Source organism: Pseudomonas fluorescens (genome assembly GCF_902498195.1).
GTDB classification, from domain to species: domain Bacteria; phylum Pseudomonadota; class Gammaproteobacteria; order Pseudomonadales; family Pseudomonadaceae; genus Aquipseudomonas; species Aquipseudomonas fluorescens_BU.
On the sequence record NZ_CABVIY010000001.1, the window covers coordinates 34,821 to 57,698 of the forward strand.

Annotated in this window: 2 protein-coding genes; both read left to right on the top strand. The window is 65.7% G+C overall.

The window, feature by feature from the left end; translation table 11 throughout:
* Positions 1 to 57: 57 nt before the first annotated feature.
* A complete protein-coding gene (locus tag F8N66_RS00150) occupies positions 58 to 11,037 on the top strand; it encodes a non-ribosomal peptide synthetase (RefSeq protein WP_150768255.1) in 10,980 nt (3,659 codons plus the stop codon).
* The gene (locus F8N66_RS00155; protein WP_150768256.1) at positions 11,037 to 22,784 is read left to right on the top strand and encodes an amino acid adenylation domain-containing protein; all 11,748 of its coding nucleotides are present in this window, start codon (positions 11,037 to 11,039) and stop codon (positions 22,782 to 22,784) included. Before F8N66_RS00150 ends, F8N66_RS00155 begins: the two co-directional genes overlap by 1 nt.
* Positions 22,785 to 22,878: the final 94 nt, after the last annotated feature.

Here is a 22,878-nt window from a genome sequence, read left to right on the forward strand (position 1 = left end):
CGTTTTACAGAGACGACGTGCCTTTGTGCTTCCCGCCACTGATCCGGATACCCAGAAATGAATGCTGAAGACTCCTTGAAACTTGCTCGCCGGTTTATCGGGTTGCCCCTGGAAAAGCGCCAGATGTTCCTAGCGGCCTTGCACAAGGAGGGCGTGGAGTTCGCCCGGTTTCCGATTCCCGCCGGCATCGACGCCGAGGATCGCCAGGCGTTGTCGTACGCCCAGCAACGCATGTGGTTTCTCTGGCAACTGGACCCGCACAGCGGCGCCTATAACCTGCCGGGTGCGGTGCGCCTGACCGGCCGTCTGAGCCTGTCGGCACTGGAACAGGCGTTCTCCAGCCTGGTGGCGCGTCACGAAACCCTGCGCACGGTGTTCGCCCGTCAGGCCGACGACAGCCTGTTGCAGGTGCCGGCCACGGCGCCGTTGGTGATCGATCATGTGGATTTCAGCGCGCTGGCGGCCAGCGAGCGCGAGCAGGCCGTGGCCCGGGCCGCCGAGCAGCAGTCGCTGCTGCCGTTCGATCTGGGCACGGGCCCATTGCTGCGTGTCACGCTGCTCAAGCTCGGCGAGCAGGAACACGTCCTGCTGCTGACCCTGCACCACATCGTGTCCGACGGCTGGTCGATGAACGTGCTGATCGACGAATTCATCCGCTGCTACGACGCCTTCGACGCCGGCACCCAACCGCAACTGACGGCGTTGCCGATCCAGTACAGCGACTACGCCCTGTGGCAACGCCGCTGGCTGGAAGCGGGCGAACAGGCCCGTCAACTGGAGTACTGGCAGGCGCAACTGGGTGGCGAACACCCGGTGCTGGAGCTGCCCACCGACCATCCGCGCCCGGCGATGCCGAGCTATCGCGGCACCCGCTACGAATTCGCTGTCGACGGGCAACTGGCCGAGCAACTGCGCACCACGGCGCAGACACACAACATCACCCTGTTCATGCTGTTGCTCGGCGCCTTCAACGTGCTGCTGCACCGCTATACCGGGCAGGACGACATCCGCGTCGGCGTGCCGATCGCCAACCGCAACCGCGCCGAAATCGAAGGCCTGATCGGTTTCTTCGTCAACACCCAGGTGCTGCGAACCGAACTGGACGGCCAGACCCGGGTCGACGAATTGCTGGGCCGTATCAAGGAAACCGCCCTCGGCGCCCAGGCCCATCAGGACCTGCCGTTCGAGCGCCTGGTGGAAGCGCTGAAACTGGAGCGCAGCCTCAGCCACACGCCGCTGTTCCAGGTGATGTACAACCACCAGCCGCAGGTCGCGGACCTTTCCACGGTCACGACCCGATCCGGCCTGGCGCTGGGCGTGATCGAATGGCAAGGGCGCACCACGCAGTTCGACCTGACCCTCGATACGTACGAAAAGGGCGGCAAGCTGCACGCCGCGCTGACCTACGCCAACGACCTGTTCGACGCCGCGACCATCGCGCGCATGGCCCGGCACTGGACCCGCCTGCTGCAAGGCATGGTCAGCGATACCCGGCAACGCATCAGCGATCTGCCGCTGCTGGAGCCGGCCGAATACCAACGCATCGTCCATGACTGGAATCGCGCCGGCGACGGGTTGACCCAGGACCTGTGCATGCATGAGTTGATCGGCCAGCACGTCGCCGCCACCCCGGATGCGCTGGCGGTGACCTTCGCAACCGAGCAGCTGACCTACAGCGAGCTTGACGAGCAAGCCAATCGCCTGGCGCACCAATTGATCCAGCTTGGCATCGGCCCGGAAGTCCGGGTTGGCGTGGCCATGCAGCGTTCCGAACAGCTGCTGGTGGCGTTGCTGGCGGTGCTCAAGGCCGGTGGCGCCTACGTGCCGCTGGACCCGGACTACCCGGCCGAACGCGTGGCCTACATGCTCGAAGACAGCCGCGCGCGAGTGCTGCTGACCGAGCAATCCGTCGCCGCCACCTTGACCGTGCCAGAGGGCACCGCCGTGTTGCTGATGGACAGCCTCGCGCTCGCCGCTTACCCGGCCAGCGTCCCGGTCACCCGCGTCACGCCGGACAACCTGGCCTACGTGATCTACACCTCCGGCTCCACCGGCAAGCCCAAGGGCGTGGCCATCGCCCATCGCAATGTGCTGGCGCTGATCGACTGGTCCCGATCGGTGTACAGCCGCGATGACATCCAGGGTGTGCTGGCCTCGACCTCGGTGTGCTTCGACCTGTCGGTGTGGGAGCTGTTCGTGACCCTGGCCAACGGTGGCTCGCTGATCATCGCCCGCAACGCCCTCGAATTGCCTCTGCTGCCGGCCCGGGATCAGGTACGGCTGATCAACACCGTGCCGTCGGCGATCAACGCGTTGCAACGCGACGGGCAGATCCCGCCGAGCGTGCGCATCATCAACCTGGCCGGTGAGCCGCTGAAGCAAAGCCTGGTGGACGCGCTGTATCAACAATCGACCGTCGAGCACGTCTATGACCTGTACGGCCCGTCGGAAGACACCACCTATTCCACCTGGACCCGTCGCGAGGCGGGTGGCCGCGCCAACATCGGCCGCCCGCTGAGCCACACGGCCAGCTATCTGCTCGACGCCGACCTGCAACCGGTGCCGCAGGGCGTGTCCGCCGAGTTGTACCTGAGCGGCGCCGGCATCACCCGCGGTTACCTGGCACGGCCGGGCCTGACCGCCGAAAAATACGTGCCCAATCCGTTTTCCCGTACCGGCGAGCGCCTGTACCGCACCGGCGACCTGACCCGTTATCAGGCCGATGGCAACCTGCAATATGTCGGCCGCCTCGACCATCAGGTCAAGGTGCGCGGCTTCCGTATCGAGCTGGGTGAAATCGAAGCGCGCTTGTTGCAACAGGACGGGGTACGCGAACTGGCGGTGCTGGCGCAGGACGCTGCCAGCGGCCAGCAGCTGGTGGCCTACATTGTGCCGAACGATCCGGCGTTGCTGGATGATGTCGACGGGCAAACCACTCTACGTGAAGCGCTCAAGGCCGCACTGCGTCAACACCTGCCGGACTACATGGTCCCGGCGTTCCTGCTGTTCCTCGAACACCTGCCGCTGACCCCCAACGGCAAGCTCGATCGCAAGGCCTTGCCGGCGGTTGACGGCCGTACACAACAGCGCGAGCACATTGCGCCGCGCAGCGAGCCGGAAAAGGCCCTCGCGGCGATCTGGCAAGACGTACTGGCCATCGACAACGTCGGTCTGGAAGACAACTTCTTCGAGCTGGGTGGCGACTCCATCGTCTCGATGCAAGTGGTCAGCCGCGCCCGCCAGGCCGGGATCGTCCTGAGCCCCAAAGACCTGTTCCAGCACCAGACCCTCCGCAGCCTGGCCCAGGCCGCCCGCAGCGGCGAACAATCGACGATCGATCAAGGCCCGGCCCACGGCGCGGTGACGCTGGCGCCAGTGCAACAGTGGTTCTTCGAGCAGGCCATCCCCGAGCGCCAGCACTGGAACCAGTCACTGTTGCTGGTGCCGCGCGAGGCGTTGAATGTTGAAGCGCTGGAGCGTGCCCTGGCGCAATTGCTGACTCATCACGACAGCCTGCGCCTGCGTTATCAACAGGCCGGCAGCGGTTGGCGGCAAGCCTACGCCGCACCGACCACCGACTCCGTGTTGTGGCAGCGCCATGCGCCATCGGTCGAAGCCCTCGACACCCTGTGCGACGAAGCCCAGCGCAGTCTCGACCTGCACAACGGCCCGTTGCTGCGTGCGTTGCTGGTCGCCATGGCCGACGGCAGCGAGCGCCTGCTGCTGGTGGTTCACCACCTGGTCGTGGACGGCGTGTCCTGGCGCGTACTGCTGGAAGACCTTCAGCAGTTCTACAACGGCGCAGCGGCGCCTGCGAAAACCAGCAGCTACCAGCGCTGGGTCGCGCGGTTGCAGGATCACCTTCCCGCGTTCGAAAACAGCCTCGGCCACTGGCAGACCCTACTGCAAGACGCCCCCGTCGACCTGCCGTGCGAGCGCCCCGATGGCGCGCTGGAAAACCGTTTCGAACACAAGCTCGACATCAAGCTCGACACCGAACAGACCCGACAGCTGCTGCAACAGGCCCCGGCGGCCTACCGCACCCAGGTCAACGACCTGTTGCTGACCGCACTGGCGCGCACCGTTTGCCGCTGGAGCGGGCAGGGCAGCACGCTGATCCAGCTTGAAGGCCATGGCCGCGAAGACCTGTTCGAGGACATTGATCTGACCCGCACGGTCGGCTGGTTCACCAGCCTGTTTCCGGTCAACCTCAAACCTGCTGCCGATCTCGGCGCGTCGATCAAATCCATCAAGGAGCAATTGCGTGCAGTGCCGGACAACGGCCTGGGCCATGGCGCGCTGCGTTACCTCGGCAGCCCGCAAATTCGCGCCGAACTGGCGGCGTTGCCGACACCGCGCATCACCTTCAACTACCTGGGGCAGTTCGACCGTCAATTCGACGACGGCGCCTTGTTCACCCCTTCCACCGAAGGCCAGGGCATCGCCCAGGACCCGTCGGCGCCGCTGGGCAACTGGCTGACCGTGGAAGGCCAGGTCTACGGCGGCGAGTTGTCCCTGAGCTGGGGCTTCAGCCGCGAAATGTTCGACACCGCGACCATCCAGCGCCTGGCCGACGATTACGCCCGGGAACTCAATGCGCTGATCGAACATTGCTGCACCCTTGAGGCCGCGCAAGCCACGCCCTCGGACTTCCCGCTGGCGCGCATCGATCAGGCCCGACTCGACGGGTTGCCGCTGGTATTGGCGAATCTCGAAGACCTCTATCCGCTGTCGCCGATGCAGCAGGGCATGCTGTTCCACACCCTGTACGAGCCACAGGTCGGCGCCTACATCAGCCAGTTGCGCCTGGACATCGGCGGGCTGGATACCGGGCGTTTCGCCCGCGCCTGGCAAGCGGCGGTCGAGCGTCACGACATCCTGCGCAGCAGCTTCCACTGGCAGGGCCTCGACACCGCCCACCAGGCGATTGCCCGCCACGTCGCGTTGCCGCTCGACGTGCTTGAGGCGACCGACACCGAGGCCCTGGCCGACGCCGAGCGTGCACAGGGTTTCGAGCTGGGCACGGCACCGCTGTTTCGCTTGAAGCTGGTGCGCACGGGTGCCAATGACTGGCACCTGATCTACACCAGCCACCACATCCTGATGGACGGCTGGAGTAACGCGCAGTTGCTTGCCGAAGTGATCCAGCATTACGCCGCTGGACAATCGCTGCCGGCACCCACAGGTCAGTACCGCGATTACCTGGGCTGGTTGCAGCAGCAATCGGCGTCGGCCAGCGAGCCGTTCTGGAAAGCCGCGCTGGCGCCGCTGGAAGCGCCGACTTTGCTGGCCGAAGCGCTGCGTCCTCCGGTTGGTGCAACAGGCAACGAAGCACATTGCGTCACCCTCGACAGCCGAGCCACCCAACGTCTGGCCGAATTCGCCCGGCAACAGAAAGTCACCCTCAACACCGTCATTCAAGCGGCGTGGAGCCTGCTGCTGCATCGCTACACCGGCCAGGATTGCGTGGTGTTCGGCGCCACCGTGGCCGGGCGTTCGGCGCCGTTGCCGGGGATCGAGGAACAGCTCGGCCTGTTCATCAACACCTTGCCGCTGGTGTGCGCGATCAAGCCGGACCAGACCGTCAGCCAGTGGCTGGGCGAGGTGCAAGGGTTGAACCTGGCCATGCGCGAGTTCGAGCATGTGCCGCTGTACGACATTCAGGGCTGGGCCGGGCAGCAAGGCTCGGCGCTGTTCGACAGCCTGCTGGTGTTCGAAAACTTCCCGGTGGCCGAAGCGCTGAAACAGGGCGCGCCGGCCGGGTTGTCGTTCGGCCACCTGCACAACCATGAACGCACCCACTATCCGCTGACGCTGGGCATCGAACCGGGCGAAGGCCTGGGGCTGGATTTCAGTTATGACGCGGCGCGGTTCAGCGCGGCCCAGATCGCCCGGTTGTCAGCCAATTTGCAGCACCTGTTGACGCAACTGGTGGCGTCGCCGGAGGCGGCACTGGGCACACTGGAACTGCTCGATACCGAGCGCAGAAACGCCGTGCTCGCCATCAGCCAGCCGCCAGCGGTCGAGTTATCCACAACGCTGCTGGCCCACGAGCAAATCGCCGCGCAAGCCGCTGCCACCCCGGACGCCTTGGCGTTGCAAGTCGACGGCCAGCGCCTGAGTTACGGCCAGCTCGATGCCCAGGCCAACCACCTGGCCCAACATCTGATCGCCAACGGCGCCGGCCCCGGCAAGCGCGTCGGCCTGGCCTTGCATCGCGGCCCGCAACTGATCGTGAGCCTGCTGGCCGTCCTGAAAAGCGGCGCCGCCTACGTCCCCCTGGACCCGACATACCCGACCGAACGCCTGGCCTACATGATCGACGACAGCCGCCTCGACCTGCTGCTGCACGAATCCGGCCTGCTGGAAGACAGACAAGGCGTGCCTCGCCTGACGCTTGAAAACACCTCAACCCCTGTGGGAGCGCAGCTTGCTCGCGATGGCGTCCGACCCGCCACCGACGATCTTGCCTACATCATCTACACCTCCGGCTCCACCGGCCAACCCAAGGGCGTCGCCATCACCCACGGCGCCCTGCGCGAGTTCTGCCAGACCGCGGCCCACTACTCGACACTTTCGCCATCCGACCGCGTACTCCAGTTCGCCACCTTCAGCTTCGACGGCTTCGTCGAGCAATGCTTCCCGGCGCTGTGCGTCGGCGCGGCGCTGATCATGCGCGGCGACGACCTGTGGGACGCCGGCCGGCTGGCCGCTGAAATCGTCGAGCAGGGCGTGACCGTGGCCGATTTGCCCGCTGCCTACTGGTTCCTGCTGGCGGGTGAATGCGCCAGTGGTGCGGTGCCAGGCCTTGGCGATTTGCGCCAGGTCCATGTCGGCGGCGAAGCCATGTCGGTGGAAGGCCTGCGCCTGTGGCATCAGGCCGGCCTGAGCCATGTTCGCCTGCTCAACACCTACGGCCCGACCGAAGCCACGGTGGTGTCCAGCGTTCATGAGTGCCGCCCGGAAGATGCCAGCGATGCCTTCGGCATTCCCATCGGCCGCGCCATCGCCGGTCGCGCCTTGTACGTGCTGGACCCGGCCGGTCTGCTGCTGCCGGCCGAAGGCGTCGGCGAACTGTGCATCAGCGCCCCGGCCTGCCTGGCGCAAGGCTATTTCGACCGTCCGGCACTGACCGCCGAACGTTTCCTGCCGGACCCGTTCGCCCGCGAACCGGGCGCGCGGCTGTACCGCAGCGGTGACCTGGCGCGTTACAACGCCGATGGCGATCTGGAGTACGTCGGGCGTATCGATCACCAAGTGAAGATTCGCGGGTTCCGCATCGAAATGGGCGAGATCGAAGCCTGCCTGCAAGCCCGGGACGAGGTGCGCGAGGCGGCGGTCATCGCCCAGGACGGCACGCAACTGGTGGCATACGTCGTGGCCAGTGGCGCGGTGGTGTGCGAGGCGGATTATCTGGACGGGCTCAAGGCCGTCCTGCGCCAGGCGCTGCCGGAGTACATGGTGCCCGGCCACCTGGTCCTGCTCGCCCGGTTGCCGCTCAACAACAACGGCAAGCTCGACCGCAAGGCCTTGCCTCGCGCCGAAGCCGGCGATGGGCAGCGTGCCTTCGTCGCCCCGAGGCCTGGGCTGGAAACGCAACTGGCGCAGATCTGGCAGGCCGTGTTGCAGGTCGAACAGGTCGGCCGCGCTGACAACTTCTTCGCGCTGGGCGGCCACTCGCTGCTGGTGCTGCAAGTGATCTCCCGCGTGCGTCAGCAACTGCAACGTGAGCTGTCGGTGAGCAGCCTGTTCTCGGCCGCGAATCTGGCGGAGTTTGCCGAACGCGCCGCCCAGGCCAACGCCAGTGGCCAACCGCCGCTGCAACGCGCAGCGGACGATCAGCCACGCCTGCTGTCCTACGCCCAGCAACGCCAATGGATTCTCTGGCAACTGGACCCGCTCAGCGCGGCCTACAACATCCCGGCGGCACTGCGCCTCAAGGGCCCGCTGAACCGCGAAGCCCTGCGCAAGTCCTTCGCGCAGTTGCAGGTGCGCCACGAAACCCTGCGCACCACCTTCGAACAGGATGGTCAGCAGGCCCGTCCCGTGGTGCACATCGACCTGCCGTTGCAGCTCGATGAACAGCCCGTCGAAGAGTCGGCGATCAACCCGGCCGTCGCCCGGGAAATCGCCCGGCCGTTCGACCTGCGCAACGGCCCGCTGTGGCGCGCGTTGCTGCTGCACGTCAGCGCCGAGGAGCATGTGCTGGTGCTCACCGTGCACCACATCGCCGCCGACGGCTGGTCGATGCAGGTGATGGTCGATGAGTTCAGCGCGCTGTATCAGGCCGCCGTTGAAGGCAGTGATGCACACCTCACGCCGCTACCGGTGGCCTACAGCGACTACGCCCGCTGGCAGCGCGACTGGCTGGAGGCCGGCGAGGGTGCGCGGCAACTGGCCTGGTGGCGCGAGCAACTGGACGGCAGCCAGGCGCCGCTGCAATTGCCGAGCGAACTGAGCCGCCCGGCCCGTCGCAGCGAACGCGGCGCGAACCTGCTGTTGCAGGTCGATCGCGACTTGCTCGGCGGTTTGCGCCAGCGTGCGCAAGAACAGCAAGTGACGCTGTTCATGCTGTTGCTGGCCAGCTTCCAGGCCTTGCTGCACCGCCAGAGCGGGCAGCCTTGCATCAGCGTCGGCGTGCCGGGCGCCGGGCGTTCGCGCCTGGAAACCGAAGGCCTGATCGGCTTCTTCGTCAACACCCAGGTGCTGCGCGCCGAGATCGACGGCCAGCAGCCGTTCAGCGCGTTGCTGCAACAGGTCAAGCACAGCGCGTTGGCCGCGCAGGCCCATCAGGACTTGCCGTTCGAGCAATTGGTCGATGCCTTGCAGCCCGACCGCAGCCTCAACCACAGCCCGCTGTTCCAGGTGCTCTACAACCACCAGCAACGGCTGGGCACCAGCGTCGAACGGTGTGTGGCCGACTTGCAGGTCGAGCGTCTGCACTGGCAGCAACACACGGCGCAATTCGATCTGGTGCTCGACACGCAAGAGCAGGACGACGGGCTGGACGCCAGCTTGAGCTACGCCACCGATCTGTACGACGAGGCGTCGATGCAGCGGCTGGCCGAGCAGTGGCTGAACCTGTTGCGCGCGGTGGTCGCCGATCCGCAGCAGCGCGTGGCGGAGTTGTCGCTGCTGCAAACACCGCAATACGACGGGTTGATCCAGCACTGGAACCCGGCGTTTGAGGCACAACCGCCGTCGCCCACCTTGCATCGGCTGTTCGAAACCCAGGCAGAACAACGGCCCGACGCCATCGCCCTGAGCCATGAAGGCGAGCCGTTGAGCTACGCCGCGCTCAACGCCCAGGCCAACCGCCTGGCGCGCAAATTGCGCGAGCAGGGTGTCGGCCCGGAAGTGCGCGTGGGCATCGCCACCGAGCGGGCGCTGCCGCTGGTGGTCGGCTTGCTGGCGATCCTCAAGGCCGGTGGCGCCTACGTGCCGCTGGACCCCCAATACCCGGCCGAACGCTTGAGCTACATGATCGAGGACAGCGGCATTGCGCTGCTGTTGACCCAGTCACACCTGATCGACGGCCTGCCGGCCCGCGACGGCGTGCAGGTGCTGGACCTGACATCGATGCCGCTCGACGCCTACGGCAGCGACAACCTGCCAGCGCTGGCGACCCCGGACAACCTCGCCTACGTGATCTACACCTCCGGTTCCACCGGCCGGCCAAAGGGCGCATTGCTCAGCCATGGCAACGTCGGGCGCCTGTTGAGCGCCACCGCTGCCGAATTCAACTTCGGCCCGGACGATGTCTGGACCCTGTTCCATTCCTGTGCCTTCGATTTCTCAGTGTGGGAGCTGTTCGGTTCGCTGTGCACCGGCGGGCGCCTGGTGATCGTGCCGTACTACATCAGCCGCGAGCCCCAGGCGTTCCATCGCCTGCTCTGCGATGAAGGGGTTACGGTGTTGAACCAGACCCCGACCGCGTTCCGCCAGCTGTTGCCGATTGCCTGCGCCAGCCCGCGCCACCTGGCGTTGCGCCGGGTGATTTTCGGTGGCGAAGCGCTGGAAGTGGCCAGCCTGCGGCCCTGGTTCGAGCGCTTCGGCGACCAACAAACGACGCTGGTGAACATGTACGGCATCACCGAAACCACGGTGCACGTGACCTACCGCGCGATTCGCCTGGCAGACCTCGACGACCAGTTGCAAAGCCCCATAGGCCTGCCGATCCGCGACCTGCGCTGGTACTTGCTCGACAGCCAGTTGCAGCCGGTGCCGGTGGGCGTGGCGGGCGAGTTGTACATCGCCGGCGCCGGGCTGGCGCGGGGTTATCACGGGCGGTTCGGCCTGACCGCCGAGCGTTTCGTGCCGAGCCCGTTCGAAGCCTCGCAACGCCTGTATCGCAGCGGCGACCTGGCGCGCCAGCGCGCCGACGGCGGCATCGACTACCTGGGGCGCATCGACCAGCAAGTGAAGATCCGTGGATTCCGTATCGAACCGGGCGAGATCGAAGCGGCCGTGTTGGCACAACCGGGCGTGCGTCAGGCGGTGATCAGCGTGCATGCCGGCGATGCAGGGCCGCAGTTGTGCGCCTACGTCGTCGCCGAACACACCCCGCACGACCCGATCGCCTGGCGCGACACCCTGCGCGCCGCGCTCCAGGTCGACCTGCCGGACTACATGGTGCCCAGCCATTGGTTGCTGCTTGATGAGCTGCCGCTGACCAGCAACGGCAAGCTCGACCGCAAGGCCCTGCCACTGCCGGATGCCGAAGACTGGCAACGGCCGTTCGAAGCCCCCGAAGGCGATCTTGAACAGCGACTGGCGGTCATTTGGGCCGAGGTGCTGGGCGTGGCGCGGATCGGCCGGCGCGACAACTTCTTCGAATCGGGCGGGCATTCGCTGCTCGCCGCCCAGGCCAGTGCCCGTGTGGAACTGGAACTGGGCATCGAGCTGCCGCTGCGCGCGCTGTTCGAAAGCAACGACCTTCAGGCTTATGCCGCCACCGCCGGGCAACACGCCCCGACTGACAACGATGCTCGTCTGGATGCGCTTGAGTCGCTCCTCGACGAGATGGAGTTCAACTGATGGAACACAGCACTGCCCAGCGTATCGCCACCCGCTTCGCCGGCCTGCCTGCGGACAAGCGCCGCGAGTTTCTGCAACGCATGCAGGAGCAAGGCGTGAGCTTCGGCCAACTGCCGATTCCGCCCGCCGCCGAGACTCAGGCGACATTCGAACTGTCCTACGCGCAGCAACGCCAATGGTTCCTCTGGCAGCTCGATCCGCACAGCAGCGCCTACAACATTCCCGCTGCGTTGCGTTTGCACGGGCCGCTGAATGTCGCGGCGCTGCAACAGAGTTTCGACCTGCTGCTGGAGCGGCATCAGAGCCTGCGCAGTCGTTTCGTCGAGGATGACGGTCAGGTGATGCAGGCACTGGCGTCGCTCACCTCTTTGCCGATCGAACAGCATGATTTGAGCGACGAGCCGCTGCGTCTCGCATCAGCGATGAAAAAAGTCGAGGAAGAAATCGCCCGGCCGTTCGATCTGCAACATGGCCCGCTTGTGCGCGTGAGCCTGCTACAACTGGATGCCGAGGACCACGTGCTGGTGCTGACCCTGCACCACATCGTCACCGATGGCTGGTCGATGGGGGTGTTGGTCGAAGAATTTTCCCGGCTCTACGCCGCTCATTGCCAGGGCCAGAGTGCGGCGCTGGAAGCGTTGCCGATCCAGTATTCAGACTACGCCGCGTGGCAGCGGCGCTGGATGGAAGCAGGGGAGCTGGAGCGCCAATTGAACTGGTGGAAGGCCCAGCTTGGCAGCGAACAACCGCTGCTGGAATTGCCCACCGACCGCCCGCGTCCGGGGCAACCAAGCCAGCAGGGTGCGCGCCTGGATTTCACCCTTGACCCAGCCTTGGCCAGCGGCCTGATGAGCCTGGCCAAACAGCGGGGCGTCACGCCGTTCATGCTGTTGCTGGCGAGTTTCCAGGCCTTGCTCTACCGCTACAGCGGCCAGTCCGACCTGCGGATTGGCGTGCCCATCGGCAACCGCAATCGTGCGGAAACCCGTGGTTTGATCGGCTTCTTCGTCAACACCCAGGTGATGCGTGCCGAGCTGGATGGGCGCCTGCCGTTCAGCCAGCTGCTGGAGCAGACCCGCACCGCGTCGCTGGACGCGCAGGATTTTCAGGACTTGCCGTTCGAGCGCCTGGTGCAGGCGCTGCAAGGCGAGCGCAGCCTGAGTCACAGCCCGCTGTTCCAGGTGATGTTCAACCACCAGCAGGCCAAACCTGCGGCAGTCAGCGGTTTGCTCGCGGGCCTGCGGGTCGAGGCGCTGAATGCCACATCGCCCACCACGCAATTCGATCTGCAACTGGACACCCAGGAAGAGGGCGACAAGCTGTTCGCCAGCCTGACCTATGCCACCGACCTGTTCGATGCCGAGCGCATCGAGCATCTGGCGCGTCATTGGCGCAACCTGCTGGCCGGGGTCCTCGCCAATCCGCAAACCCCAATCGCCGAACTGCCGCTGCTGGACGCCGACGAGCGCCTGCGCATCCTCGACGACCTCAACGACACCGCGCACAGCTATCCTGGTGAAGTCTGCGTACAACGGCATTTCGAAGAGCGTGTGGTTGAAAACCCTGCAGCGACGGCGCTGGTGTTCCAGGGCCAGCCCATGAGCTACGCCGAACTGAACCGGCGCGCCAACCGCCTGGCCCACCACCTGCGTGCACAAGGTGTCGGCCCGGAAATGATCGTCGGGATTGCCTGCGACCGCTCCTTCGAAATGGTCGTCGGCCTGCTGGCGATCCTCAAGGCCGGCGGCGCCTACGTGCCGCTGGACCCGGAATACCCGCTGGATCGCCTGGGCTACATGATCGAGGACAGCGGCATTTCGTTGCTGCTGACCCAGCAGCATCTGTTGACGCAATTGCCGACCCCGGACAGCGTGCGCACCCTGTGCCTGCACAATGACGCCGACTGGCTGAGCGAATGGCCGGACACTGATCCAGTCAACCTGGCCGTCGCCGAAAACCTTGCCTACATGATCTACACCTCCGGTTCCACCGGCAAACCCAAGGGCGCTGGCAACCGTCATGTCGCGCTGCACAACCGCCTGGAGTGGATGCAACACGCCTACAACCTGCAACCGGACGACCGGGTGCTGCAAAAGACACCGTTCAGTTTCGACGTGTCGGTGTGGGAGTTCTTCTGGCCGCTGATGAAAGGCGCCACGCTGGTGATCGCCGCACCCGGCGAACACCGCGATCCGCAACGCCTCGCCGCGCTGATCGTCGAGCAGGCGATCACCACGCTGCACTTCGTGCCGTCGATGCTCTCGGCCTTCATCGCTGCTGAAGACGCGCTGGCCTGCACCTCGCTGACCCGGATCATTTGCAGCGGCGAAGCACTGCCGATGGAGCTGCAACGCCAGACCCTGCGCGCGCTGCCGCAAGCCAACCGGTACAACCTCTATGGCCCGACCGAAGCGGCCATCGACGTGACCCACTGGAGCTGCGTGGAGGAGGGCCGCGACAGCGTGCCGATCGGTCGCCCGATCGCCAACCTGCGCACCTTGATCCTCGACAGCGAACTGCAACCCTTGCCGCTGGGCGCGGTGGGCGAGTTGTACCTCGGCGGCGTCGGCCTCGCTCGCGGCTACCATCGCCGTGGCGCGCTGACCGCCGAGCGTTTTGTGGTCGATCCGTTCGGCAGCGGCGAGCGCCTGTACCGTACCGGTGACCTGGCGCGTTACCGCGCCGACGGCGCCATCGACTACTGCGGGCGCATCGACCACCAAGTGAAAATTCGCGGCCTGCGTATCGAGCTGGGGGAAATCGAAGCGCGCCTGCAAGAGCATGCCGACGTGCAGGAAGCCGTGGTGCTGGCCCTCGACGGCCCCAGCGGCAAGCAACTGGTGGCGTACGTCGTGCCGCAGGATCGTGCGCTGGTGATAGCCGATGCCGAGCAGCAGGGCCTCTGGCGTGAAGCCCTGAAAATGCATCTGCTCGGCAGCCTGCCGGACTACATGGTGCCGGCGCAGACCGTGCTGATCGAACAGATGCCCCTGAGCCCCAACGGCAAACTGGACCGCAAACGCCTGCCGGCGCCGACCGCGCAGGTCAGCCAGCGCGCCTTCGAAGCGCCGCGCAGCCAGCATGAGCAGGTGCTGGCGCAGATCTGGCAGGACGTGTTGGGCGTGGAGCAGGTGGGCCGTCAGGACAATTTCTTCGAACTGGGCGGCGACTCGATCATCTCGATCCAGGTGGTCAGCCGCGCCCGCCGCGCCGGCCTGAGCCTGCAACCGCGTGACCTGTTCCAGCAGCAGACCCTGCAAGCGCTGGCCGCTGTCGTGAAAGAGCAAGCCGCACCGCTGGCGCAACAAGGGCCGGTGGACGGCGTGCAAATACTCACGCCGATCCAGCGCTGGTTCTTCGCAGAGCCGATCCCGCAGCGCGCCCACTGGAACCAGGCGGTGTTGCTGGAGCCACGGGAAACCCTCGACTTGCCCCGCCTGCAAGGCGCCTTGCAGCGGTTGCTCGGGCAGCACGACGCGTTGCGTTTGCGCTTCAGCCAGGTCGATGGCCAATGGTCGGCCCGTTATGTCGGCGCCGACAGTGCCGACGTGATCGACATGCTCTGGACCGCCCGCGTGGCCAACGACGCCTCGCTGGAATCGGTGTGCGACGAAGCCCAGCGCAGCCTCAGCCTGCAGGACGGACCGCTGCTGCGGGTGGCGCTGATCGCCCAGGCCGACGGTTCGCAACGCTTGCTGCTGGTTATCCACCATATGGCGGTGGACGGGGTGTCGTGGCGGGTGTTGCTGGAAGATTTGCAGGCGGCGTACCAGGGGCAGGCATTGCCGCCGAAGACCAGCGCCTTCCAGGCCTGGGCCGACAAGCTCGACGCCTATGCCCGTTCTGAAACGGCCCTTGAGCAATTGAGCGGGTGGCAGGGTCATTTGGCCGGTGCCAGTGATTCGCTGCCGGCGGCCAATGCACAAGCGAGTCAGGCCGGGCATCTGCGCCAGGGCGTCAGCATCGGCCTGGACCGTGAACAAACCCGGCAACTGCTGCAACAGGCTCCGGCAATCTATCGTACGCACGTCAACGACCTGCTGCTGACCGCCCTGGCGCGCACCCTCAGTCGCTGGACCGGTCATGCATCGGCGTTGATCCAGCTTGAAGGCCACGGCCGCGAAGAGCTGTTCGACGACATCGACCTGACCCGCACCGTCGGCTGGTTTTCCAGCCTGTACCCGGTGCGCCTGACACCCACCGCTGACCTCGCGGGGTCGATCAAGGCGATCAAGCAGCAACTGCGCGACATCCCCGGCAAGGGTCTGGGTTACGGCCTGTTGCGCTACATGGGCGATGCCACGGCGCAAGCGGCACTGGCCGCGTTGCCGCAGGCGCGGGTCACCTTCAACTACCTCGGCCAGTTCGACCAGAGCTTTGCCGAGGACGCACTGTTCACCCCGGCGCGGGAATCCAGCGGCGCCGCGCAATCGGTGGATGCGCCGCTTCCGAACTGGCTGTCGGTGGACGGTCAGGTGTATGGCGGTGAGCTGAGACTGGACTGGACCTTCAGCCGCGAATGCTTCGACCTGGGGGAAATCGAAACCCTGGCGGCCAACTTCCGCAGCGAATTGCTGGGGCTGATCGAACACTGCCTGAGCGATGGCGCGGGCGGTGTGACCCCGGCGGACTTCCCGCTGGCGCGCTTGAGCCAGGCGCAGCTCGATGGCCTGCCAGTGAAACCTGCGCAGATCGAGGATATCTACCCGTTGTCGCCGATGCAGGCCGGCCTGTTGTTCCACAGCCTGTATGAATCCGAATCCGGCGCCTACGTGAACCAGCTCAGCGTCGAAGCCTGTGGCCTCGATGCCGAACGCCTGGGCCGCGCCTGGCAAGCCGTGCTCGACAGCCACGCGATCCTGCGCAGCAGTTTCCACTTCCCGGAAGGTTTCGAAGCGCCGGTGCAACTGGTGCATCGTCACCTGCCATTGCCGATGACTTGCCTCGACTGGCGTAACCGCGACGATCAGGCCGAGGCGCTGGCGCAATTGATCGACCGCGAACGCCTGCAACTGGACCCGATCCGGGCGCCGCTGATGCGCCTGACCCTGGTGCGCCTGGACGATGAGCGCCAGCAACTGATCTACACCCACCATCACCTGTTGCTTGATGGCTGGAGCAATTCTCTGTTGTTGAGCGAAGTGCTGCAGCGTTACGCCGGTCAGGAAGTTCAGGCGCCAACCGGGCGTTTCGCCGACTACATCGGCTGGCTGCAACGCCAGGATGCCGAGGCTGACGAGCTGTTCTGGCGCAGGCAACTGGCGAACCTCGACAACCCGACCCTGTTGGCGCAAAGCCTGGCCCACAAGAACCTGTCGGACAGCGCATTCGGCGATCACCGCCAGACCTTCGACGTCGCCACCAGCCAGCGCTTCAGCGACTTTGCCCGCCAGCAGAAAGTGACGCTCAACACCCTGGTGCAAGGCGCATGGGCGTTGTTGCTGCAACGCTACAGCGGCCAACGCAGCGTGGCGTTCGGTGCCACGGTGGCGGGGCGTCCGGTGGACTTGCCGGGGGCGGAGAGCCAGCTCGGCCTGTTCATCAACACCTTGCCGGTGATCAGCAGCCCGGACGCGGTGGAAAGCGTCGAACAATGGCTGAACCGTTTGCAGGCGCAGAACCTGGAATTGCGCGAACACGAATTCACCGCGCTGGGCGACATCCAGCGCTGGGCCGGACATGCCGGCGAGCCGCTGTTCGACAGCCTGCTGGTGTTCGAAAACTTCCCGGTGGCCGAAGCGCTGCAACAGGGAGCGCCGGCCGGCCTGAGCTTCCAGCTCCCGCAGAACCACGAACGCACCAACTTCCCGCTGACGCTGGCGGCCACCGCCGAAAGCCAACTGAGCCTGAACTGGAGCTACCAGTGCAGCCACTTCAGCGGCGATGCGATTGCCCGCATGAGCGAGCACCTGGCGGCGCTGTTGGTGGCCATGGTCGCTGCGCCACAAGCGGCCTTGAGTGAACTGGAGCTGCTGACCGCCCCGGAACGGGCGCAACAGTTGATCGAATGGAACCCCGCGTTCACCGTCGAGCAGAATCCGCTGTGCGTGCATCAGTTGATCGAGATCCAGGCCGGGATTCGTCCCGATGCCACGGCGTTGATCTTCAATGACCTGGAACTGAGCTTCGACCAGCTCAACCGTCGCTCCAATCAATTGGCCCATCGCTTGCGCGCATTGGGCATCGGCCCGGAGGTGCGGGTCGGCCTGGCGATGCAGCGTTCACCCGAGATGATCATCGGCCTGCTGGCGATCCTCAAGGCGGGCGGCGCCTACGTGCCGCTGGATCCGGCGTACCCGGCCGAGCGCTTGCGCTACCTGATGGACGACAGCGGCATTTCGCTGCTGATCAGCCAATCCTGGCTGCGGGAAAAACTGCCGCTGCCCGATGGCCTTTCGGTGCTGGACATCGACCGCGAACCGCTGGCGGCCATGGCCGAGACCAACCCGGTCAACCTGACCTGTGGCGAAAACCTCGCCTACCTGATCTACACCTCGGGTTCCACCGGGCGGCCCAAAGGCGTCAGCGTGGCCCACGGTCCGCTGGCCATGCATTGCGTGAAAATCGGCGAGTTGTACGGCATGACCCCGGACGACCGCGAGCTGCAATTCGCCTCGATCAGCTTCGACGGCGCCCACGAACGCTGGCTGACGCCGCTGGTGTTCGGCTCGGCGGTGATGCCCCGCGACGACGAGTTGTGGAGCGTGGAGCGCACCTGCGCCGAGATCGAAAAGCACGGCATCACCATCGCCTGCTTCACCCCGACCTACCTGGGGCAGATTGCCGATTTCATGGGCGAAGCCGGGCGCGACTTGCCGATCCGTTCCTATACGCCGTGCGGTGAGGGCATGGCCAAGCATGCCTTCGACGACGTGCAGCACGTGCTGCAACCCAAGCGCCTGATCAACGGCTATGGCCCGACGGAAACGGTGATCACGCCGCTGATCTGGCTGGCGTACCCGGACACCGAGTTCGACTCGGCCTTCATGCCCATTGGCCGGCCGGTGGGCCACCGCAGCGCCTACATTCTCGACGGCGGCTTGCAGCCGTTGCCGGTGGGCGTGGCGGGCGAGTTGTACCTGGGGGGCGAAGGCGTTGCGCGGGGTTACCACCAGCGTCCGGACCTGACCGCCGAACGCTTCGTGCCGGACCCGTTTGTGCCGGGCGGGCGTCTGTATCGCAGCGGCGATCTTGCACGGTTCCGCGCCGATGGCGTGGTGGAATACCTTGGCCGTATCGATCAGCAGGTGAAGATTCGTGGCTTCCGTATCGAACTGGGCGAAATCGAAGCCTGCCTGCTCGAACACGAGGGGGTGCGCGAAGCCTTTGTGATCGACCGCGAAGGTCCGGCGGGCCGCCAACTGGTCGGTTACGTGGTGCCGCGCGATCCGCTCGCCGACGAACAGGGTTTGCGTGACGCACTGGCGGCGCATTTGCGCAGCCGCTTGCCGGCGCACATGTTGCCGGCACATCTGATGTGCCTGGCCGCATTGCCGCTGACGCCGAACGGCAAGCTGGATCGCCAAGGCTTGCCGGCGCCTGAAGCGACTCGCCAGCGTGAGGACCAGGTGGCGGCCGCGTCGCCTGCCGAAGCGCTGTTGGTGCAGATCTGGAAAGAATTGCTGGGGCTGGAATCGGTGGGCGTCACCGAGAACTTCTTCGAGCTGGGCGGCGATTCGATCGTCTCCCTGCAAGCGGTGAGCCGCGCCGGGCAGCGGGGGCTGGTGTTCAGTCCCAAGCAACTGTTCGAACAGCAGACCATTCGCGCACTGGCGGCGGTGGCCGGCCGTCGCGAGGCCGCATTGATAGAAACGCCGACAGTCGAGGCTTTTGCACTGGTACAGCATCTTGACGTGGCCGCTCGCGAGGGCCTGCAAGACCTGTATCCGCTGTCGCCGATGCAGCAGGGCATGCTGTTCCACTGCCTCGATTCGCCGGAGCTCAACCCCTACGTCAACCAGTTGAGCGTCGAAGTGGACGGCTTGCAGGTGCCGCGTTTCCGCGCCGCCTGGCAGGCATTGATCGCACGTCACGAAGTGCTGCGCGCAGCGTTCCGCTGGCGCGATGGCCTGGCCGATCCGCTGCAGGCGGTGTTCGCCGAAGTCGAGTTGCCGATCGAAGAACTCGACTGGCGCGAGTGCGCGGACACAGAACTTGCGCTGCGCGAACTGGCGCAGGCCGAACAGGCCAAGGGCTTCGACCTGAGCTGCCCGCCGCTGATGCGCTTCGTGCTGGTGCAACTGGATGAAGCGCGTTACCAGATGATCTGGGTCTACCATCACCTGCTGCTCGACGGCTGGAGCGCGTCGCGCCTGCTGGGCGAGATGCTGCGCCTGTACCACCACGACCGCCTGCCGGCATTGACCGAGCGCTACGCCGACTACATCGCCTGGCTGCAACGCCAGGACGCCGCCCAGGCCGAAGGTTTCTGGCGCGAGCGCCTCGCGTTGCTGGAAGCACCGACCATCCTGGCCAAGGCCTCCGGTGCCACAGGTTCCGGCCACGGCGTGATGTACAGCGACCTCGACGCCGAAGCGACGGGCCACTTGCAGCGTTTCGCCAAGCATCAGCGCGTGACGCTGAACACCCTGGTGCAAGGCGCCTGGCTGTTGCTGCTGCAACGTCACAGCGGGCAGCGCAGCGTGGCGTTCGGTGCCACGGTGGCGGGGCGTCCGACGGGACTGGCCGGGGCACAGGAAATGCTCGGGCTGTTCATCAACACCTTGCCGGTGATCCAGACCCTCGACCCGCAACAGCCGTTGGGCGAGTGGCTGCGCGAGTTGCAGGACTACAACCTGAGCGTGCGCGACTACGAACATACGCCGCTCTCGGACATCCAGCGCTGGGCCGGGCAGGGTGGCCAGGGGCTGTTCGACAGCATCATCGTCTTTGAGAACCACCCGGTGGACCGGGCCTTGAAAGGCGGCGAGGAAGGCGAGCTGCGTTTTACCGACGTCGGCAGCGGCGGGGTAACCAACTTCCCGATGGACCTGATGGTCAGCGCCAACGACCAAGGCCTGGAAGTCGAATACCTGTACCTGCGTGATCGCTTCAGCGACGTGGAAGTGGAGCGGATTCGGGCGCAGCTGGAAGGTTTGCTGCGCACGTTGCCTGAAGATGCGGAGCGCCTGCTGGGCAATATCGGTTTGCCTGAGGCGCGTTTGAGTTTGCCGCAGGCATCTGATGATCAATCTGATTTGCTGCACAGCTTCAATCGGCACGTACGTAAGCAGCCGGAAAAAGTGGCGCTGTTCTGTGAAGATCGCGAAGTCAGTTATGCACAGCTTGAGACCCGGGCCAATGGCCTGGCACAGGCACTGATCGCTCGCGGCATCGGTGCCGAAAGCCTGGTGGCGGTGGCGTTGCCGCGCTCCGAGCGGACGATTGTCGCGTTCCTCGCGGTGCTCAAGGCCGGTGCGGCGTTTCTGCCTTTGGACCTGGCCTACCCGGCCGAGCGACTGGCGTACATGCTGGGCGATTCAGCGGCGAGCCTGTTGATATGCGACAGTGATCTGGGTGAGCGCCTGCCGCTGGCCGACTGTCCGCCGCGTTTGCTGCTCGATCAATTGACGGATGCCGACGATGCGCAGTGCCCGGTGTCCACGCCGCTGCCGGGGCACCTCGCGTACCTGATCTACACCTCCGGTTCCACCGGCCAGCCCAAGGGCGTGGCGGTGGCGCGTGGGCCGATTGCCCGGCATTGCCGCGGCATCATCGACCTCTATGAACTGGTCCCGGAAAGTCGTGAATTGCACTTCATGTCGTTCGCCTTCGACGGCGCCCAGGAGCGTTGGCTCAGCGTGCTGCTGGCCGGTGGCAGCCTGGTGATCCGCGACGACAGCCTGTGGACCCCGGAGCAAACCCTGGAAAGGCTGCATCGCCACCGCGTCACCGTGGCCTGCTTCCCGCCAGCCTATCTGCAACAGATGGCCGAAGTCGCCGAGCGCCTGGGCAATCCGCCGGCGGTGCAGGTGTATTGCTTCGGTGGCGACGCCGTGCCGGATGCCAGTTTCGAGCAGGTCAAGCGCGCCTTGCGTCCGCAGCGTCTGGTCAACGGTTATGGCCCGACCGAGACCGTGGTCACGCCGCTGCTGTGGCGTGCCGAGACCAATGAAACCTGCGACGCCGCCTACGCGCCGATTGGTCGTGGGGTCGCGGGCCGTGGCCTGTACATCCTCGACGCCGATCTCAATCCATTGCCGGTGGGCGTCAGCGGCGAGCTGTACCTGGGCGGCGAATGCCTGGCCCGGGGTTATCACCAGCGGCCGGGCATGAGCGCCGAGCGTTTCATCCCCGATCCGTTCGAAGCTGGCGGGCGCATGTACCGCACCGGCGACCTGGTGCGCCAGCGCGAATGTGGCTTGATCGACTACCTGGGGCGACTCGACCAGCAAGTGAAGATCCGAGGTTTCCGCATCGAGCCGGGCGAGATCGAAGCGCGCCTGCGCGACTGTGCCGGGGTGCAGGATGCCGCCGTGGTGGTGCATGACACGCCGACCGGCAAGCAGCTTGTGGGCTATGTCGTTGCAATGGGCGCGACGGGATTGGACCGTCGACTCAAGGCCGAGCTGCAAGCGCAGCTGCCGGACTACATGGTGCCGGCGCGGATCATGGTGCTGGAGCGCTTCGCGCTGTCGGCCAACGGCAAGCTCGACCGCCGCGCCTTGCCGGCGCCGGAGTGGGCGCTGGGGGGTTATCGTGCGCCGCGCAATGCGCTGGAAACAGCGCTGGCGGCGATCTGGCAAGAGGTGCTCGGTGTGCCGCGGGTGGGCATCGACGACAACTTCTTCGAACTCGGCGGCGACTCGTTGCAGGTGCTCAAGGTGATCTCGCGGGTGCGCAGCCAGCCGCCATTGGGCTTCGAATTGAAGCTGCGCGACCTGATGCAGAAACCCTGCATCGCCGAACTCAGTGGCTATCAGGCTGCCGAGCCTTTGAGCGCGCCGGACCCGTTACTGGCGTTGAACGGCCGGGTCGCCCACGTGCCGGCGCTGTTCTGCCTGCACGCCGGTTTCGGCACGGTGTTCGACTACGAACCACTGGCGCGTCGCCTGGAAGGGCGGCGCACGGTGTATGGCCTGCAATGCCGGATGTTGCTTGACCCGCAGTGGCAGGACGAATCGCTGCTGGCCATGGCCCAGGCTTATGCGCAGCGGATTCGCGTGCAGCAACCCGACGGGCCGTATTACTTGCTGGGCTGGTCGTTGGGCGGTGCGTTGACGCAACTGGTCGCCCATGAACTGGAGGCCCAGGGACAGACCGTGGCGTTTGCCGGGCTGGTCGACAGCTACGTGGCGGGCACGGCGCAGGCGGGGGATTGGCGCGAAGACCTGGCGGACTTCCTGAAGTTTGTCCTGGGTCATCCGTCTGAAGAAGCACAGGCGTTGATTTCGGTAAAAGCCGCCGGCCTGAACGAGCGCGAAGGCGCTGCGGCGGTGATCGAAGCGGCCATGCAGGGTTCCAATGATCACGCGACGTTGGGGGCCAGTGAACTGACGCAGATCTTCGCCACCGGTTCATCGCTCAAGCAACTGGCCCTGGCGCAACGGCAACTGCCAAAGGTACAGGTCGCGGCGCACCGCTGGTGGGTGGCCGGGCGTGAGGACGAGCGGCGGGTGTTCGAGGCACAGGTCGGCCATCACGGAGCGGATTGTTTGTTGACGGACGGGCATTACGAATTGCTGCGCGGCAATCAATTGCTCGATCAGTTGGAGGATTTGTTGGAGCGCCGCTTGGTGACTGCATAACCACGCAACCCCTGTGGGAGCGGGCTTGCTCGCGAAGGCAGTGCGTCATTCAGCACAAAAGTTGACTGACAAACCGCCTTCGCGAGCAAGCCCG